General features: G+C 71.5%; 19 protein-coding genes. 11 read left to right on the plus strand and 8 right to left on the minus strand.

All coding sequences use genetic code 11. The annotated features are described in order from the left end of the window. Window positions 1-259 precede the first annotated feature (259 nt). Both ABZ951_RS14500 and ABZ951_RS14505 read right to left on the minus strand, forming a co-directional pair. Complete coding sequence (locus ABZ951_RS14500) at window positions 260-1,147, minus strand: SigB/SigF/SigG family RNA polymerase sigma factor (RefSeq protein ID WP_344089484.1); 888 nt, start codon at window positions 1,145-1,147, stop codon at window positions 260-262. Between the two features lie 114 nt (window positions 1,148-1,261). Beyond that, complete coding sequence (locus ABZ951_RS14505) at window positions 1,262-2,158, minus strand: hypothetical protein (RefSeq protein WP_344089485.1); 897 nt, start codon at window positions 2,156-2,158, stop codon at window positions 1,262-1,264. 177 nt (window positions 2,159-2,335) lie between these two features. Here ABZ951_RS14505 and ABZ951_RS14510 point away from each other — a divergent pair, with 177 nt between their 5' ends. Genes ABZ951_RS14510 through ABZ951_RS14520 form a run of 3 tightly spaced genes read left to right on the plus strand, consistent with a single transcriptional unit; the run spans window position 2,336 to window position 4,791 of the window. After that, window positions 2,336-3,139, plus strand: a complete 804-nt coding sequence (locus ABZ951_RS14510) for an alpha/beta hydrolase (RefSeq protein ID WP_344089486.1) — start codon at window positions 2,336-2,338, stop codon at window positions 3,137-3,139. Then, on the plus strand, window positions 3,139-4,431 hold the full coding sequence (locus tag ABZ951_RS14515; protein WP_344089487.1) for a SpoIIE family protein phosphatase: 1,293 nt from the start codon (window positions 3,139-3,141) through the stop codon (window positions 4,429-4,431). Before ABZ951_RS14510 ends, ABZ951_RS14515 begins: the two co-directional genes overlap by 1 nt. Window positions 4,432-4,440: 9 nt before the next feature. Continuing rightward, complete coding sequence (locus ABZ951_RS14520) at window positions 4,441-4,791, plus strand: STAS domain-containing protein (RefSeq protein ID WP_344089488.1); 351 nt, start codon at window positions 4,441-4,443, stop codon at window positions 4,789-4,791. A gap of 56 nt (window positions 4,792-4,847) precedes the next feature. Here the strand turns inward: ABZ951_RS14520 and ABZ951_RS14525 are convergent, their stop codons facing one another. Beyond that, window positions 4,848-5,405 carry a quercetin 2,3-dioxygenase gene (locus ABZ951_RS14525; RefSeq protein ID WP_344089489.1) on the minus strand — a complete coding sequence of 186 codons (558 nt, stop codon included), beginning with the start codon at window positions 5,403-5,405 and terminating at the stop codon, window positions 4,848-4,850. 83 nt (window positions 5,406-5,488) lie between these two features. Here ABZ951_RS14525 and ABZ951_RS14530 point away from each other — a divergent pair, with 83 nt between their 5' ends. Further along, entirely contained in the window at window positions 5,489-5,929 is a 441-nt protein-coding gene (locus tag ABZ951_RS14530) for a MarR family winged helix-turn-helix transcriptional regulator (RefSeq protein WP_344089490.1), read from the plus strand. Between the two features lie 267 nt (window positions 5,930-6,196). Here ABZ951_RS14530 and ABZ951_RS14535 read toward each other — a convergent pair whose 3' ends face one another. Continuing rightward, a complete protein-coding gene (locus tag ABZ951_RS14535) occupies window positions 6,197-6,367 on the minus strand; it encodes a hydrophobic protein (protein ID WP_344089491.1) in 171 nt (56 codons plus the stop codon). 158 nt (window positions 6,368-6,525) lie between these two features. Between ABZ951_RS14535 and ABZ951_RS14540 the strand changes: the two genes are divergently transcribed. From ABZ951_RS14540 to ABZ951_RS14550, 3 genes are all read left to right on the plus strand, one after another. Beyond that, window positions 6,526-6,699 (plus strand): CsbD family protein, encoded by a 174-nt coding sequence (locus tag ABZ951_RS14540; protein ID WP_344089541.1) that lies wholly within the window; start codon window positions 6,526-6,528, stop codon window positions 6,697-6,699. 175 nt (window positions 6,700-6,874) lie between these two features. Further along, on the plus strand, window positions 6,875-7,729 hold the full coding sequence (aac(3), locus tag ABZ951_RS14545) for an aminoglycoside 3-N-acetyltransferase (protein WP_344089492.1): 855 nt from the start codon (window positions 6,875-6,877) through the stop codon (window positions 7,727-7,729). A 258-nt stretch (window positions 7,730-7,987) separates the two neighbouring features. Beyond that, a complete protein-coding gene (locus ABZ951_RS14550) occupies window positions 7,988-9,634 on the plus strand; it encodes an NAD(P)/FAD-dependent oxidoreductase (RefSeq protein ID WP_344089493.1) in 1,647 nt (548 codons plus the stop codon). Window positions 9,635-9,897: 263 nt separating this feature from the next. Here the strand turns inward: ABZ951_RS14550 and ABZ951_RS14555 are convergent, their stop codons facing one another. Continuing rightward, the gene (locus tag ABZ951_RS14555; protein WP_344089494.1) at window positions 9,898-10,524 is read right to left on the minus strand and encodes a helix-turn-helix domain-containing protein; all 627 of its coding nucleotides are present in this window, start codon (window positions 10,522-10,524) and stop codon (window positions 9,898-9,900) included. Window positions 10,525-10,637: 113 nt separating this feature from the next. Here ABZ951_RS14555 and ABZ951_RS14560 point away from each other — a divergent pair, with 113 nt between their 5' ends. The 3 genes from ABZ951_RS14560 (at window position 10,638) to ABZ951_RS14570 (ending at window position 12,824) form a co-directional block, all read left to right on the plus strand. Beyond that, window positions 10,638-11,348: a hypothetical protein gene (locus ABZ951_RS14560; protein WP_344089495.1), complete on the plus strand. Its 711-nt coding sequence runs from the start codon at window positions 10,638-10,640 to the stop codon at window positions 11,346-11,348. A 316-nt stretch (window positions 11,349-11,664) separates the two neighbouring features. Beyond that, window positions 11,665-12,426: an SDR family oxidoreductase gene (locus ABZ951_RS14565; protein WP_344089496.1), complete on the plus strand. Its 762-nt coding sequence runs from the start codon at window positions 11,665-11,667 to the stop codon at window positions 12,424-12,426. Between the two features lie 26 nt (window positions 12,427-12,452). Further along, the gene (locus ABZ951_RS14570; protein ID WP_344089497.1) at window positions 12,453-12,824 is read left to right on the plus strand and encodes a MerR family transcriptional regulator; all 372 of its coding nucleotides are present in this window, start codon (window positions 12,453-12,455) and stop codon (window positions 12,822-12,824) included. Window positions 12,825-13,149: 325 nt separating this feature from the next. Here ABZ951_RS14570 and ABZ951_RS14575 read toward each other — a convergent pair whose 3' ends face one another. Next, on the minus strand, window positions 13,150-13,524 hold the full coding sequence (locus ABZ951_RS14575) for a peptidase inhibitor family I36 protein (protein WP_344089498.1): 375 nt from the start codon (window positions 13,522-13,524) through the stop codon (window positions 13,150-13,152). 223 nt (window positions 13,525-13,747) lie between these two features. Here ABZ951_RS14575 and ABZ951_RS14580 point away from each other — a divergent pair, with 223 nt between their 5' ends. Next, the gene (locus ABZ951_RS14580; RefSeq protein WP_344089499.1) at window positions 13,748-14,521 is read left to right on the plus strand and encodes a MerR family transcriptional regulator; all 774 of its coding nucleotides are present in this window, start codon (window positions 13,748-13,750) and stop codon (window positions 14,519-14,521) included. Between the two features lie 133 nt (window positions 14,522-14,654). Here the strand turns inward: ABZ951_RS14580 and ABZ951_RS14585 are convergent, their stop codons facing one another. Both ABZ951_RS14585 and ABZ951_RS14590 read right to left on the minus strand, forming a co-directional pair. After that, window positions 14,655-14,888, minus strand: a complete 234-nt coding sequence (locus ABZ951_RS14585) for a hypothetical protein (RefSeq protein WP_344089542.1) — start codon at window positions 14,886-14,888, stop codon at window positions 14,655-14,657. Between the two features lie 166 nt (window positions 14,889-15,054). Then, window positions 15,055-15,465 carry an SRPBCC family protein gene (locus ABZ951_RS14590; RefSeq protein ID WP_344089500.1) on the minus strand — a complete coding sequence of 137 codons (411 nt, stop codon included), beginning with the start codon at window positions 15,463-15,465 and terminating at the stop codon, window positions 15,055-15,057. Window positions 15,466-15,605: the final 140 nt, after the last annotated feature.

Below are 15,605 nucleotides of genomic sequence, written 5' to 3' on the forward strand. Positions count from 1 at the left end.
CGATGCAAGAGGGAGCCCGTAGCCGGGCCTCATGAAGGCGTCGAGGCATCGCCCTGTTCGCCCCGGGGCCGGTCGACGCGTGGCTCCGCAGCGATGCCGCGGAGAGCGCCGCGTCACCCGTTCGGAGGCACTGGACCGCCGCGCGGCCCGCGCCACGTGTGGGGGACCCGTCGCGGCGCCTTCTCAGGATCCGGGCGCGCCGGGCTGCTGTCCCTCCGGGCCACTGGAGGCACGCATCACTCCGGCGGCCCGGAGAAGGTCAGGCGTGGGCGGTCATGCCGGTGCGGAGCTTGGTGAGGATGCGGGTCAGAAGCCGGGAGACGTGCATCTGGGAGATGCCCAGCGCGTCACCGATCTGGGACTGGGTCATCTCCTCACCGAAGCGCATGGCCAGGATCCGGCGCTCGCGCTCGTCGAGCTGGTGCAGGAGCGGCGCGAGCGTGTGGAGGTTCTCGAAGACCTCGATGGCGGGGTCGTCGTCGCCCACCTCGTCGGCGAAGACCCGCCCGCTCGTGCCACCGCTGTCGTCGCCCTGCTCGCCGGGGGCGTCCAGCGAACCGGCGGTGTAGCCGTTGGAGGCGACGATGCCCTCGATGACCTCGTCCTCGCTGAGGTTCAGGTGCTCGGCGAGCTCGCCGACCGTCGGCTTGCGGTCCAGGGAAGCGGAAAGGTGGTCCTGGGCGTGGGCCAGTTCGACGCGCAGTTCCTGCAGCCGCCGCGGCACGTGGACGGCCCAGCTGGTGTCGCGGAAGTGCCGCTTGATCTCCCCCACGATGTAAGGAACCGCGAAGGTCGTGAACACGACCTCGCGGGACAGGTCGAACCGGTCGATCGCCTTGATCAGCCCGATGGTGCCGACCTGGATGATGTCCTCCATCTCGCCACTGCCGCGATTGCGGAAACGGCGCGCGGCGAACCGCACCAGGGACAGGTTCATCTCGATCAGAGTGTTCCGCGCGTACTGATATTCCGCCGTGCCTTCTTCGAGGGTCCGCAGCCGGTCGAAGAACACCTTCGACAACTCCCGCGCATCCCGCGGCGCCACCTTCCCGGCCTCCTCGATCCAGGGCAACTCCCCCACCCCGACCGGCATTGCCGCGCTTTCCAGGTCCGCACCCGTGGACGTCTGCACGGATATCGCTGTCATGGCGTCGTCCTCTCTAGGTTGCCCCCGGTCTCCGGCACCGCCTTCCCCGATCCCTTTGCCTCATGCCCGGGTATCGGCAGGTGAGTCGGCAGGCGAAGAGAAGACACCTGGCCGTCAGCGGTCCAGGGGGAGTTGGTCGCCGGTGGCGCCGACCTCCAGGCGCGCGTAGTCCGGGTGGTCCAGGCGGTGGTGGACATACATCTGGTCGGCCCACGGCGGGTCGAAGGGCGTGAACGCGCGCAGGCCCAGGACCCGGCCGATCGGCCGCCCGGGATGGGCGGCGTTGAAATCGGCGACCGCGGCGGCCTCGCCGATCTGCTCGATGGTCCCCGGCAGGTCATCGAGGTAGCAGGTGACCCGCGGCAGCACGTGCTCGTGGGCCGGGGCGCGGAAGAGACCCAGGGCGGTCGTCGTCGAGGAGTAGTAGTCCAGATCGAGGCCGACGAAGCCGACCGGATGTGCGCGCAGCAGGTCCGCGCGCGTGTCCAGGTAATCGGGCAGCGTCTCGGCGATGTCGCCGATGACCAGCTCGGCCGCGCCCAGGCGGGCACGCAGCCGGTCCTGGTCCATGACGTAGAAGCCGGGCCCGAACAGGTAGGGCAGGTCCCGGGGATCCCGGGCGGCGGGCATGCCCGCACCGCCGTCGAAGCCGACCACCCGCACCGCCACGCCCGTGGCGGCCGCGTAGTGCCGGGCGTGCTCGGCGAGGGCCAGCAGCCCGTTGCCCCCGGCCACCCCGAACTCCACCACCGTGACACCCCGGTGCCCCAGCCTGGCGGCCAGCTCGGTGGCCCGGCGGACGCCATAGGCGTAGTGCGGCCGCTCCACCAGGCCGAACCGGTACGCCGCGGCGGAACCGACCCCGGGCAGCCGGCGGATCAGCCGGCTGCGGGCGGCGTGGCGGGTGCCGGACTTCGACCAGTCCCACAGCACGTCGGCCACCCCGCCGGAGGGCCGGCGGCCGAACGGGTGCCCCTTCTGCGCGGTCGTACGTGAACCCCTGCGTATCACGGCGCTCCCCTCCCCAGGACGGACCACGATCAGCGGCAGCCTTCCCTTCCCCGGCCCCCGCCCAACCCTCACCGGGCCCCTCCGCCGGGGCCCGCCGGGCACCGGCGCAACGCGGCGGACGCGGCCCGGGGCACGGGTGCCTCCTGGCCGTGGAAGCGGAAGTGGCACCATGAACTTATGGAGATCCTTCGCAGGAACAATGTGACAGTGACCGGGCGCGAGGACGGGCCGGTGCTGATGCTCGCGCATGGGTTCGGCTGCGATCAGAACCTGTGGCGCCTGGCGGTTCCGGCGCTGGCCGAGGATTTCCGGCTGGTGTTGTTCGACTATGTGGGCTCGGGCCGTTCCGACCTCTCCGCGTGGAGCGAGGAGCGCTACGGCTCGCTGGACGGGTACGCCCGCGACGTGCTCGACATCTGTGCGGAACTCGACCTCAAGGACGTGGTGTTCGTCGGGCACTCGGTCAGTGCCATGGTCGGCGTGCTCGCGGCGGCGGCCGCGCCGGAGCGGTTCGCCTCCCTGGTCATGGTCTGCCCCTCGCCGTGCTACATCGACGACGAGGGCTACCGCGGCGGGTTCAGCGCCGACGACATCGACGAGCTGCTGGAGTCCTTGGACTCCAACTACCTCGGCTGGTCCGCGACCATGGCACCGGTGATCATGGGCAATCCCGACCGCCCGGAGCTCGGCGAGGAGCTGACCAGCAGCTTCTGCGCCACGGACCCGGACATCGCGCGAGTTTTCGCCCGCACCACGTTCCTGACCGACAGCCGTGACGACCTGAAAACGGTGCAGGTGCCCACGCTGCTCCTGGAGTGCGCCCAGGACGTGATCGCCCCGCGGGAGGTGGGCACCTACGTCCGGGCCGCCATACCCGGCAGCCGCCTGGTGACCCTGGACGCGACCGGGCACTGCCCTCAGCTGAGCGCTCCCGAGGCCACCGCCTCGGCGATCGCCGCCTTCGTCAGGGGAGCACGGTGATGTGCTCCACCGGCCGGCTACCGGACCAGCCGGACGGAGACAGAGCCGCCACGGACGCGCGGTTCACCGCTCTGCTGGAGGACAGTGCCGAAGACCTCTACGAGTCCGCGCCCTGCGGATACCTGTCCACGCTCATGGACGGCACCATCGCCAAGATCAACGCCACTCTGCTGGGCTGGCTCGGCCTGTCCCGCGAGGCGGTGGTCGGCCGCATGCGGTTCAGCGACCTGCTCACCGTCGGCGGCAAGCTCTACCACGAGACCCACTGCGCGCCGCTGCTGCGCATGCAGGGCGAGATCAACGGCATCGCGCTGGAGATCAAGGCGGCCGACGGCAGCCGGCTGCCGGCCCTGGTCACCTCCGTGGTGAAAACCAGCGGCGACGGCGAGCCGATGCTCATCCGCACCACCGTCTTCGACGCCCGCGACCGCCGCGCCTACGAGACGGAGCTGCTGCGCAGCCGTCAGGCGGCGGAGGAAGCCCGCAAGCAGGCGGAGGCCGACCGGGAGCTGCTGCGGGAAGCGCTGGAGGTACTCCAGCGGAGCCTGCTGCCCGACGCACTGCCCGACGTACCGGGCATGGAGGCCGCCTCCTATTACCACACCGCCTCACCGGTGCGGCTCGGCGGCGACTTCTACGACCTGTTCCCCCTGGACGGCAAACGCTGGGCCTTCTTCCTCGGCGACGTCTGCGGCAAGGGTCCCCAGGCCGCGGCCGTCACCTCCCTGACCCGCTACACCCTGCGGGCCGCCGCCCTGCACGACCCCGACCCCGTCACCACGCTGACCACCCTCAACACCGTGCTCCACGAGCGGTACACCGGCGGTGACCCCCGCTACTGCACCGCCATCTTCGGCGTTCTGGAGGCCGACGGCGACAGCGTCACCGTCAGCCTCGCCTCCGGCGGCCATCCCCCCGCCCTCGTGCTGCGCGCCGACGGCCGGGCCAACTACCTGCCCACCCCCGGCGGCCTCCTCGTCGGCATCCTCCCGGAGCCCCACTTCACCGCCGCCGGGACCACCCTCCACCCGGGCGACACTCTCCTGCTGTACACCGACGGCCTCACCGAAGCCCGTACCGGCCAGGATCGCGCGCTGTACGGCGACGACGCCTTGCGCACGTTCGTCGCCGGCCTCTCCCCCACCGGCCCCCGCGAGCTGATCGCCGCCCTGACCGGCCTGCTCGACGGCTTCGGCGACGGCCTGGACGACGACACCGCCCTGCTCGCTCTCGGCGTGCCCGCCGCTCCCCGCACCTCCGCCCCCACCCCCGATGCCCGACCAGTCGAGTGAAGACCTGACATGAGCCCGCTGACCATCACCGTCCACCACGCCCCCACCGGCCCCGTACTGGCCGTAGCGGGCACTCTCGACTTCGACCATGCGGCCCAGCTGCGCCAGGCAGTGACGGATCTGGCCCTGGAACAGGGACAGTTGCTGGTGCTGGACCTGGCCCGGCTGGACTTCTGCGACTCCAGCGGCATCACGGCCTTCATCGTCGCCCGCCACCACGCGACCGCCGCGGGAGCGAGAGTCGCCCTGGCCTCCGTCCCCGAGAACACCGCGCGGGTTCTCCACCTGGTGGGGCTCGACCAGATCTTCACCCTGCACCCCGACGCCGGGGCCGCCACCGCGCAGGGTGCCGGCCACTGAGCAGGTGGGCTCCGCCCCGGGCCTGCCCTTCGGCGCGGTCACCCGTGGCGATCCGCTCAGCGAGTCCGCCACTGGTGGCCGGGCAGGAAGCGGACGTCGTACCGCTCGGGGACCGTCGCGAACGCGTGGGGTTCGGGAACCACGGGCCGGTGCGGCAGACCGAGCTCGTCGGCAGGCGCGCCGAGGTTCTCAAAGAACCGTTCGAAGGTGCCGCCGGGACCGGCGGCGACGCCGACGACCTGGCTGTGGTGACGCTCCATGCGGTACGCGTGCGGGCAGTTCTTGGGGACGAAACCGAAGTCACCCGGGGTCAGCAGCTTTTCCTGCTGCTCCCCCTCGGTGTCCTCGACGAACAGGCGCACAGCGCCCTGGGCGACGTAGAAGACCTCGTGGGTGTCGGGGTGCAGGTGGGCGGGGATGAGGTCGCCCTTGGGGCCCTCGACGGTAAAGAAGTTGAAGGTGTTCTCGGTCTGCTCGCCACCGGCGTAGATGGTGATCAGGTCACCGAACAGGTGGGCGCGGTCCCCCTCGCCCTTCTCGATGAAGTAGGGCTTGCCCGGGTCGGCGGGGATGCGGGAGGCGCGCCGGTAGCGGGTGGCGTACTCGATGGTCATGGGGGCTCCTTGGCTCGACCTCAATAATGTCAGGCAGCCTGACATGAGAGAGTGTCGGCAGGCAAGCCGAACGTGAGGAACTCATGCAGTCCACCCGCCGCGACCTCCCCCAGCTGTTCAGCGACGCCCGGCGCTGGTTCGACGAGGGGTTGCTGGCAGCCCTGGAGGCGGCCGGGGCGACACCGGTGTCACCGACGCAGGTCCAGCTCTTCGCCGTGCTGGACGGCGACGGCACCACCGTCTCCGAGCTGGCCCGGCGCATGGGCGTCACCCGGCAGACCGCGCACCAGGCCGTGCACGGCCTGGTCGCCGCCGGGCTTCTCGAACAGGCCCCCGACCCCGCCTCCGCCCGGCGGCGGCTGATCCGGCGCACCGGAGAGGGGGAACGCGTGCACCACCAGGCCCGTACCATCCTCGACAGGCTGGAGGAGCAGCTCGCCGAGCGCATCAGCCGGGAGGCGGTCGACGCCCTGCGGGCGGCACTGGAGGCGGAATGGGGCCGGCCCCCGTCACCGAGCCCGTGAGGCGGCCTCGCGTGGATCGGGGCCGCATCACGCACATCTGCTCGAAGAGCCTCCCCTTCGGCTACGGAACCCGAAGGCCGGGGGCGGCCGGGGCTGGAGGTGCGCGCGGTTCCCTGCGCATCCCCGTCCGCCCCCGGTTGCGTTGTCGGGTACCCACTTCACGTACCACGACTCCGTTTCGCAAGGACCGGCCCCGGATGCCCGGACAGGAGTGGGCCCGGCCCGATCGCAGGATCGGGCCGGGCCCACCGGGCGCTAGCGGTCAGGTCACCATCGGTACCAGCGGCCACGTCCGCCACCCGCGCTCGTGGAGCGCATGACGAAGCCGAGAAGCCAGATCACCAGGACAGCGACGGCGACCCACCACAGAACCTTTACCGCGAAGCCGGCGCCGAAAAGAATCAGCGCGAGAAGCAGTACGAGAAGCAGGGGAACCATAGTTATCAACCTCCGAACCGACGTGTGCCCCGCACGCTCCTCTTTACACCTGTCTCTTTTCCGGTTGATTTCCGTCCGACGCGGACGGGTTTGCGCTCTCGACGCCGGGGCAGCGGGTCTGTCAGCACGGCATTTCCCGTTACGAGAAGGGACTCATGATGAGCGCGAGCGAGAAGGCCAAGGCCAAGACCGAGCAGGTCAAGGGCACAGTGAAGAAGCAAGCGGGCCGTACTGTCGGCAATGACAGCAAGGCTGCCGAGGGACAGGGCGAGAAGTCCAAGGGCGATCTCCGCAGCGCCAAGGAAAAGGCCAAGGACGCCTTCGACGATTAGCCACCCGCTACCGGCGGGAGCGGGAATGGGCCACCCTCTTCGGGGGTGGCCCATTCCCGCGTGACCCCTGATCACTATGGCGCGGCCGGCCCCCTCGAAACACCAAGCGCGACCGGGCCCGCACCGCGGGAAATCCGGTACCGCGCGCCCGCGGGCGCGCGGTACCTTCGCGCTCATGGACGAACTGGCCCTTCTCAAGCGTTCCCACGGTCCCGTCACCCGCAGTCGGCTCATCCATGACCTGTCCGCGCTCGGCCTCACCGACGGCGACATCGTCATGTTCCATACGCGGATGTCCGCCCTCGGTTACGTGGCGGGCGGTCCTCAGACGATCATCGGCGCCCTCGGCGACGTCGTCGGTGCGCGCGGAACCCTGATGGTGACCTGCGGCTGGAACGACGCCCCGCCCTATGACTTCACCGACTGGCCCCCAGCCTGGCAGGACACCCTGCGCGCGGAACACCCCGCGTACGACCCCGGACTGAGCGAGGCCGACCACAGCTACGGCCGCCTCCCGGAAGCACTTCGCCGTTGGCCGGGAGCCGTCCGCAGCCGGCACCCCGACGCCGGCTTCGCCGCACTCGGCCCGGCGGCGAACGCGCTGATGGCCGACCACCCGTGGGACGACCCGCACGGCCCCGACAGTCCGCTGGCGCGCCTGGTCACCCTGGGCGGACGGGTCCTCCTCCTGGGCGCCCCGCTGGATTCCCTCACCCTCCTGCACCACGCCGAGGCACTCGCCGAAGCACCCGGCAAGCGGTTCGTGGACTATGAGCAGCCGATCCTCCTCGACGGGGAGCGGGTCTGGCGGCGCTTCCACGACATCGACTCGGCGGACGGGGCCTTTGACTACTCCTCCGTAGTGCCTGAGGGGCAGTGGCCGTTCGAGGCCATCGCCCAGGACATGCTCGCCGCCGGAATCGGCAGCCGTGGCGTGGTCGGCGCAGCCGACAGTTACCTGTTCGAAGCCGACGCGGTGGTGCGCTTCGGCGTCAGCTGGATCGAAGGGAAACTGGGCGGAGTCCGGTAGTCCGGCCGGCGGTGCTCGTCACCCGCCCGCGCCCCTGGTCGGCGGGAGGTTCACGCCCCGCCCCCGGGCCGGCTCCGGGTCTTCCCAGGAGACCGGGGCGTGAACCAGGATGTCCCCCTGCGGGACGCGCGCGAAGGAGCCGGTCACGGCACCGGCGGCCTCGCCGGGCGGGCCCGAGGCGTCACGCGCCGGAGGGCGCCCGGCACCGGTGCGCGCAGGCCCGTACCACCCGGCGCGAGACACCTTCAGGAGAACGGCATGCACACCGCCCCCCGGCCCCCTTCCCCGTCCGCCCCCGTCGCCCCGCAGCTCGACGCCGTCGTCGTCGGAGCCGGCTTCGCCGGTCTCTACCAGCTGCACCGGCTGCGCGAACTGGGTCTGCGCACCCGCGTCTTCGAAGCGTGCGACGACATCGGCGGCACGTGGTACCGGAACCGCTACCCCGGTGCCCGCTGCGACGTCGAGAGCACGGCGTACTCCTTCTCCTTCTCGCCCGAGCTGGACCAGGAGTGGGAGTGGAGCGAGCGGTACGCGACACAGCCGGAGATCCTCCGCTACCTCCACCACGTCGCCGACCGCTTCGACCTGCGCAAGGACGTCACCTTGCGGACCCGGGTGGTCCGGGCGGTGTACGACGAGGACCGTCACGTCTGGCAGATCGCCACCGACACCGGGGAGACGGTCACCACCCGGTTCGTCGTGCTGGCCACGGGCTGCATGTCGGCCGTCAAGGAACCGGACATACCCGGGGTCGCCGCCTTCGCGGGCCGGTCCCTCCACACCGCCGACTGGCCGCACGAGGGCGTCGACCTGACCGGGAGACGGGTCGCCGTGATCGGCACCGGGTGTTCGGGCGTCCAGGCCATTCCGCTCCTCGCCGAGCAGGCCGCCGGGCTCACGGTCTTCCAGCGCACGCCGGTCTACGCGCTGCCGGCCCTGAACCGGCCGCTGACCGCCGAGGAGACCGCCGCGTTCAAGGCCCGCTACCCGGAGTTCCGCGCAGCCCAGCGGAAGTCCCGGGGAGGCACCGTCTTCGAGCTGCCGACTCAGTCGGCCCTGGAGGTGGACGAGGCGGAGCGCACGGCCGCGTTCGAGGCGGGCTGGGACTCGGGCCTGCTCAGCGGTCTGCTGCGCACGTACACCGACATCCTCGCCGACCGGGCCGCCAATGAGACGGTCGCCGAGTTCGTCAGGTCCAAGATCCGGTCGATCGTCACCGACCCGGAGACGGCCGAGACGCTCTCGCCGCGCACCTTCCCCTTCGGTACCAAGCGCCCCTGCCTGGACACCGACTACTACGCCACCTACAACCGGCCGCACGTGAAGGTCGTGGACCTCACCAAGACCCCGATCGTGGAGATCACGCCGAAGGGTGTCAGGACCTCGGACCGAGAACATGCTGTCGACGTCATCGTCTTCGCCACCGGTTTCGACGCCATGACCGGGTCGCAGGTCGCGGTGGACATCGTCGGCAAGGGGGGCACCACCCTCAAGGAGAAGTGGGCCGACGGCCCCCGGAACCACCTGGGCCTGCTCTCGGCCGGCTTCCCGAACCTCTTCACCGTCATCGGGCCGCTCAGCCCCTCGGTGCTCAGCAACGCGGTGGTGTCCATCGAACAGCACGTGGAGTGGATCACCGACTGCATCGCCCACCTGCGGAGCACCGGCAGCACCGAGATCGACGCCACTGCGCGCGCCGAGGAGGACTGGTGCGCCCACGTCGCCGACCTCGCCTCCCGCACCCTCTACCCGGACGTCGCCTCCTGGTACACGGGGGCCAACGTGCCGGGCAAGCCGCGGGTGTTCCTCGCCTACACGGGCGGTGCGGACCGGTACCGGGCGGAGTGCGACGCCGCCGCCCGGGAGGGGTACCGCGGCTTCGTCCTGTCCGGCAGCGCTTCCTGAGGGAAGCCGTTCCGGCCGCGGATGAATGCCACTCCTGTCCCACCAATTAAATCCAGCCACAGCTCTGTTGTGTGGCTGAATCCAGTGGCATGCTGAAGCAGCGGTGATCTCCCGACTCCCCCAGGAGACAGAGACCCACCGCCGGCCCCGCCCGCGTGCTGCCACCGGGCGGGGCCGCGCCGTCCCTCCCGGCCTCCCTACGGGAGGGCCGACGCATGCCCGGGGGCTCGCGCGCGCCACCGTGGCCGCTGAACCGCCGTCGTTCACCGCTCCGGCGCGGGCACGTCGGTGGGCCGCAGGAAGCGGTGCAGGATCAGGCGCAGGGTGGGAAGTTGCTCGGCCGGTTCGAAGGACGGGTCGGTGGCCGCGCTGGTGTAGAGGGTGGCGATCAGTGCCATGACCCAGGCCGCGGTGCCGTCCGCGTCGAGGGAGGGGTCGATCCGGCCCGCCGCGGCCGCGTTCCTCAGCAGGGTGGTGACCGTGGCCCGCTCGTCGTCGTTGTCGCGGCTCAGCATCGCCTCGAGGTCGGGGTCGCGGTACGCCTGGATCATCGCCTCCATGACGAGGGCGGGGACCAGTGGTTCCATGGCCGGGGCCGCGAGGAGGTCGACGGTGTCGAGGAGGGCCGCCCACGGGTCGGCGGCGGTGCGCGCGGCGGCGAGGCGGTCGGCCTTGGTGGCGCCTTCGTCCTCGTCTTCCTCGAAGACCGCGTGGAAGATCGCGCGCTTGTTGGGGAAGTAGTGGAACACGTTCCCCGCGCTCATACCGGCGGCCTTGCAGATCTCTGCCGTGGTGGTGCGCTCGAAGCCCTTGGCGGCGAAGAGCTCGGTCGCGGCGTCGATGATGTGCCGGCGCCGTGCCCGGTGTCTGGCCGGGTCGACTGTCCTCATGGCGGCACCCCTTCTGACTGGCTCTGGCGCTCTTCAGCGCCCGCGACGTAATCTTAGACCGAGCGCTCGGTCTAAGATTCAGCGGCAGGGTCGGCGCGCCTGAAGCGGGGGGCATGATGGACGTACGCAAGAGAACTGAGCGGGACTCACGGGCTGTCCGGCCCACGGTGCTCGCCCAGCCGGCCTGGGTCACTGTGCTGGTCTACGTGGTGTTCGCGCTGGTCGGGGCGGGTCTCTGCCGGCTCCTCGGCCCCTTGGCCGACTGGCTCGTGACGCTGCCCTGGGCCCCGATGAAGGGGCCGGCCGAGCTCGTCGCGTCGGTCCACCGGCCGTGGCTGCTCGCCGCCGGGGCGGTAGGGGGCTCGGCGATCGGGTGCTTCGCGCAGTACGAGCAGTTGGCCGTCCGCGTGTCGGACGAGCGCGTCGTGCTCACCCGCAAGGGCCGGGACCAGCAGTTTCCGCGCGACGCCGTCGGCACCGCGTTCCGGGACGGCAAGCGGCTCGTCCTGCTCGGCCGCGACGGCGCCGAACTCGCGCGGGAGGAGTGCGATCTGAACGCCCGCCGCATGGCCGACGCCTTCACCAAGCACGGCTACGCGTGGGCGGACGGCGATCCGCACCGGGGCGAGTTCCGCCGCTGGGTCCGGGACGCCCCGGGACTGCCCGAAGGAGCGAACGCCGTCCTCAAGGCCCGTCAGCGACTTCTGGAGAAGCACGGCTCCTCCGGTGACGAAGTGCGGGAGCTGCGCGATGACCTGGCCCGGCTCGGCGTCGTCGTGCGGGACGAGAAGCGGCGGCAGTACTGGCGCACGCCGCAGCGGTGAGGCGCGACGTCGCCGGCCTGCCTCGGCCGACGCATGTGCGGGGCTGGCGGGCACTGACGCCCGAGCCCCGGCCGAACTGCCTGGAGCTCGGGTGCCGGGACCCCGGAAGACCGACCTTCGGGGCCCCGGCATGTGCACCCGACCAGCGTAACGACGCGACGACCGCCGAGGTCACGCCCGCGCTCCCCCACACCGCCCGCCGCGCACCCGGGCCGGACGAGCGGGCGCGGCCGGGCGCGCTCTGTGCCCCCACAGTCCGGGGCCCGCGGGCCCCCGCTTGACCTTGCCACTGGCGGCAAGGTTGAACGATGTCGGCATGAACACCAGGACCACACCGCAGCCCCACAGGATCATCGCCGTCACCGGGGCGGGCACCGGGATCGGCCGGGCGACCGCCCGGGCCTTCGCCGCCGGGGGCGCCCACGTACTCGCCATCGGCCGGCGCGCCGAACCCCTCCTTGAGACCGCCTCCGGGCACGACCGGATCACCGCGCTCACCGCCGACATCACCGCCGAGGGCGAGCCCGAACGCATCGTGCGCACCGCCCGGGAACTGCACGGCCGCCTGGACGTGTTGGTCAACAATGCCAGCATCGTGCGGGGCGGCGCCCTGGGCACCCTCACCCGGGAGGCGGTCACCCCGCAGATCGCCACCAACCTGATCGCGCCCGTCCTGCTGGCGCAGGCCGCGCTGCCGCTCCTGGAGGAGACCGGCGGGGTGATCGTCAACGTGAGCACGTCGGTGGGGCAGCGCGCCTGGCCCGGCAGCTCGGTGTACGCGGCGACCAAGACCGCGCTGGAACTGCTGACCCGCAGCTGGGCGGTGGAACTGGCGCCCCGCGGCATCCGCGTGGTCGCCGTCGCCCCCGGCGCGATCGACACCCCGATCGGCGAACACCAGGGCCTGTCGCCGGAGCGCATGGCCGCGGTGCGGGAGTGGCAGCTTGCCCACACCCCCCTGGGCCGGATCGGACGGCCCGAGGAGGTGGCGTGGGCCATCACCCAGCTCGCCTCCCCGGCCGCGTCGTTCGTCACCGGGGTCGTGCTCCCTGTCGACGGCGGGGCGGTGGTCGCGTGATAGGAATGGCCCGGGAGGTGGGGCGCGTGAGGATCGGTGAGCTGGCCGAGACCACCGGGACGACCGCCCGTGCGCTGCGGCACTACGAACAGGCCGGGCTGATCTCCTCCGAGCGGGCCCCCAACGGCTACCGCGTCTATGACGAACGCGCGGTAGTGCGGGTCCGCAACATCCGCTACCTGCTGGCTTCCGGGCTCACCCTCGACGACGTGCGGGTGTTCCTGCCCTGCCTGGACGGCGATGTGGCCGCCGCACCGCCGTCGGGCGAGGGCCTGCGGGTCGCGTTCGAACGGCTGGCGGTGCTCAATGAACGGATCGCCGCCCAGACCGCGGCCCGCGACCGGTTGGAAGCCGCGCTCCGACGCACCACCGGCGGCCGGATCCGGCCGGCGGCCTGAGCGGCCGGGTGGACGGCCGCCCCACCGATGGGGCCGGCGTCGGCATGGAGGGCCCCCCTTCCGGCCCCGGACCCGGGGTGGCACTCGCGGCCCGCCCGTGCGGCGTCCCAGCGGGACTTCGTGGGGCTGCTTGCGAACCGCTGCCACCACGCCGTCCAGCACGGCCTGGCGCGCATCTCTTCGCTCGCGCCGCGGTCGTCCGGGCGGTCGCCGGTCCCGCATGGTGATCACGTCCACCGGGCCGAAGCGGTGGTCACGCGCCGACCCCGAACCGGGCGCCTGGTGGGGCCGGCCGACGTGTGGCGTAGGGCTCGGCCCCGCCGTCCTACTGGGGCTTGAAGGAACGGATCATGTAGCTGCCTTGCAGGTTGCCGCCCGCACCGGCCGGGGTGGACCCGACACGGCCCTTGTGGTTGGTCTGCGAGTAGTACTGCACGCGGTGCCCGGTCCCGTTCCAGACCGAGCGCACGTTCTGTCCCCGCTGGATGAAGGAACAGTCGTCAGCGGTGTTCGCCTTGCTGTCCTGCGACCACTGGCAACGCGTTCCCGAGCCGTTCCAGCCGTTGTAGATGCAGAAGTGCCCGGGGGCGCAGTTGTAGGCCGCCAGGCTGCTTGGGGCCGCGGTCGCGGCGGGCAGAGCGCTGAAGGCGACGGCGGCAGCGGCCCCCGCGGCAACGGCGAACGAGTGGATGCGACGCATGGCTGTCTCCTCTTCGTCGGCGGCGGCGTGGCGCAGCCAGCCACCGTGGACAGTCTGGACAACTCGGGCAACAACCAAACCACCGAACACACTCGCGAGGCTTCACCCGGTGTCGGGTGACGGCCGCACCGGGCGCGGGTACGGGGTTGCGGTTTCCGTTGCGTCAACTTCTACGGTCGGTGTGTGGCCGGAGAAACCGGCCCGGTGAGGGAAGGCAGCACCCATGGCCTGGTCGATCGCGGAGGTGGCCCGGATGTCCGGGGTGACGTCCCGGACGTTGCGGCACTACGACGAGATCGGCCTGCTGCCGCCGGCGTGGATCGGGAACAACGGGCACCGCTTCTACGAGGAAGCGGATCTGCTGCGGCTTCAGCAGATCCTGCTGATGCGCGAGCTGGACCTGGGACTGCGCGAGATCCGGGCGGTCCTGGACAGCCGGCTCGATCAGGTGGCCGTGCTCCGTGAGCACCACCGGCGGCTGCTGGCGGAGCGGGACCGCCTGGAGACGCTCGCCCGTACGGTCGGCCGCACCATCACCGAACTGGAGAAGGGTAAGGACAACCACGACATGGCAAAGATCAACAGGCCGGAGAACCTGTTCGAGGGATTCGACCTCTCCCCCGCCCGGGCCGCAGCGGAGGCCGAGGTACGCGAGCGGTGGCCCCGGGCGTGGGAGGAGTCCCGGCAGGCCGTCGAGACGATGACCGCCGAGGACACCGAGGAGTGGCAGCGGGAGGTGACGGCGCAGATGATCCGCATCGCGGAGTTCATGGTGGCCGGCACTCCGGTGGACGATCCCGCGGTGCAGGCCGAAATGGACGCCCACTACCGCGGGGTGTGCCGGTACTGGACGCCGGACGCGGCCGCGTACAAGGGGCTGGGCCGGACCTATGTCGACGACCCCCGCTTCCGCGCGAACTACGACAAGATCGCCGAGGGGCTGGCCGTCTACCAGCGCGACGCGATGGTCGCCTACGCCGACGCCCGGCTGAGCTGAGCAACCGCTCGTGCTGCTGGGGGGCTGCAGACCCCCGGCGCCGGGCAGCACTCCTGACGAGCGGAGGATCGCTCCCCTGCCATGGGAGGGTCCCGCTGTCGGCCGGGCATCACTTCCCGCGCGGCGGCGGCCGTCAGGCGTGGTCGGCCAGTGCGGTGTAACCCTTGGCGCGCGCGCAATGGGCGCAGCAGAAGAACATGCCGTCCGTCTCCAGGCCGTGGCCCAGGATGCGGCACCCGCAGGTGTCACAGATCGGGGCGAGCCGGTGGGCGGCACACTCGAAGCTGTCGAAGATGTGCACGGCTCCTGCCGCGCGGACCTCGAAGGCCATCTCGTAGTCGTTGTCGCAGACCTCGCACACCGCCATGTCGTTCATCCCTTGCTGCTTGCCGACCGGGCGTCCCGGCCGTCCGGCGCCCGGCCTCCAGGTTGCAGCCGGGTGGGGCCGTTTCCCCGGCGACGCGCCACGGATGACCGTGCCGGGGGTGTCCGTGTCGCCCGGCGGGAGCAACACCGGCGGGCGACGGGCCCTGTCAGCCGGCGTCCTCCACGCGCAGCCGGACCTGTTCCTCCAGGTTCGCGAGGCTGTCCTCCAGTGCCGCGTGCACGGCGTCGGCTCCGGGGTCGTGGCGTTCGTCGAAGAAGGACAGGTGGACCGTCACCTCGCTGGCTCCGCTGCCGATGCCCGCCACCTGCAGCCAGCCGGCGTAGGAGCCGCTGTCGCGGGTGCCCCATTCCAGGCGCAGTTGTTCCGGCCGGGGCCGGAACAGTGCGGGGGCGTCCTCGCCGGTGTTGTCCTCGTGGACGGTGACGGCGGGCAGTTCCCCGGCGTGTACGTGCAGTTCCGCCGGCATCCAGCTGTCGAGCCGGCGCACATCGGCCGCTTGGTCGAAGACGTGCTCCGGTAGTGCGGGCATCGTCCGGGAACGTTCGTATTCGCTCATGCCTCACCCCTTGCGGCTGTTGACGCTCTCCTCCCTCCGCCTGCCCCGTCACGGCACTCCGCGCCGCACAATCACCCGTTCGCTCTTCCCCGGCTCCGCCCAACGGCCCCTTGGCTCCGTCCGGCACGCGGAAGCCGGGG

This window comes from Streptomyces sp. NPDC046215 (assembly GCF_040646215.1).
Taxonomy (GTDB): Bacteria; Actinomycetota; Actinomycetes; order Streptomycetales; family Streptomycetaceae; genus Streptomyces; species Streptomyces stramineus.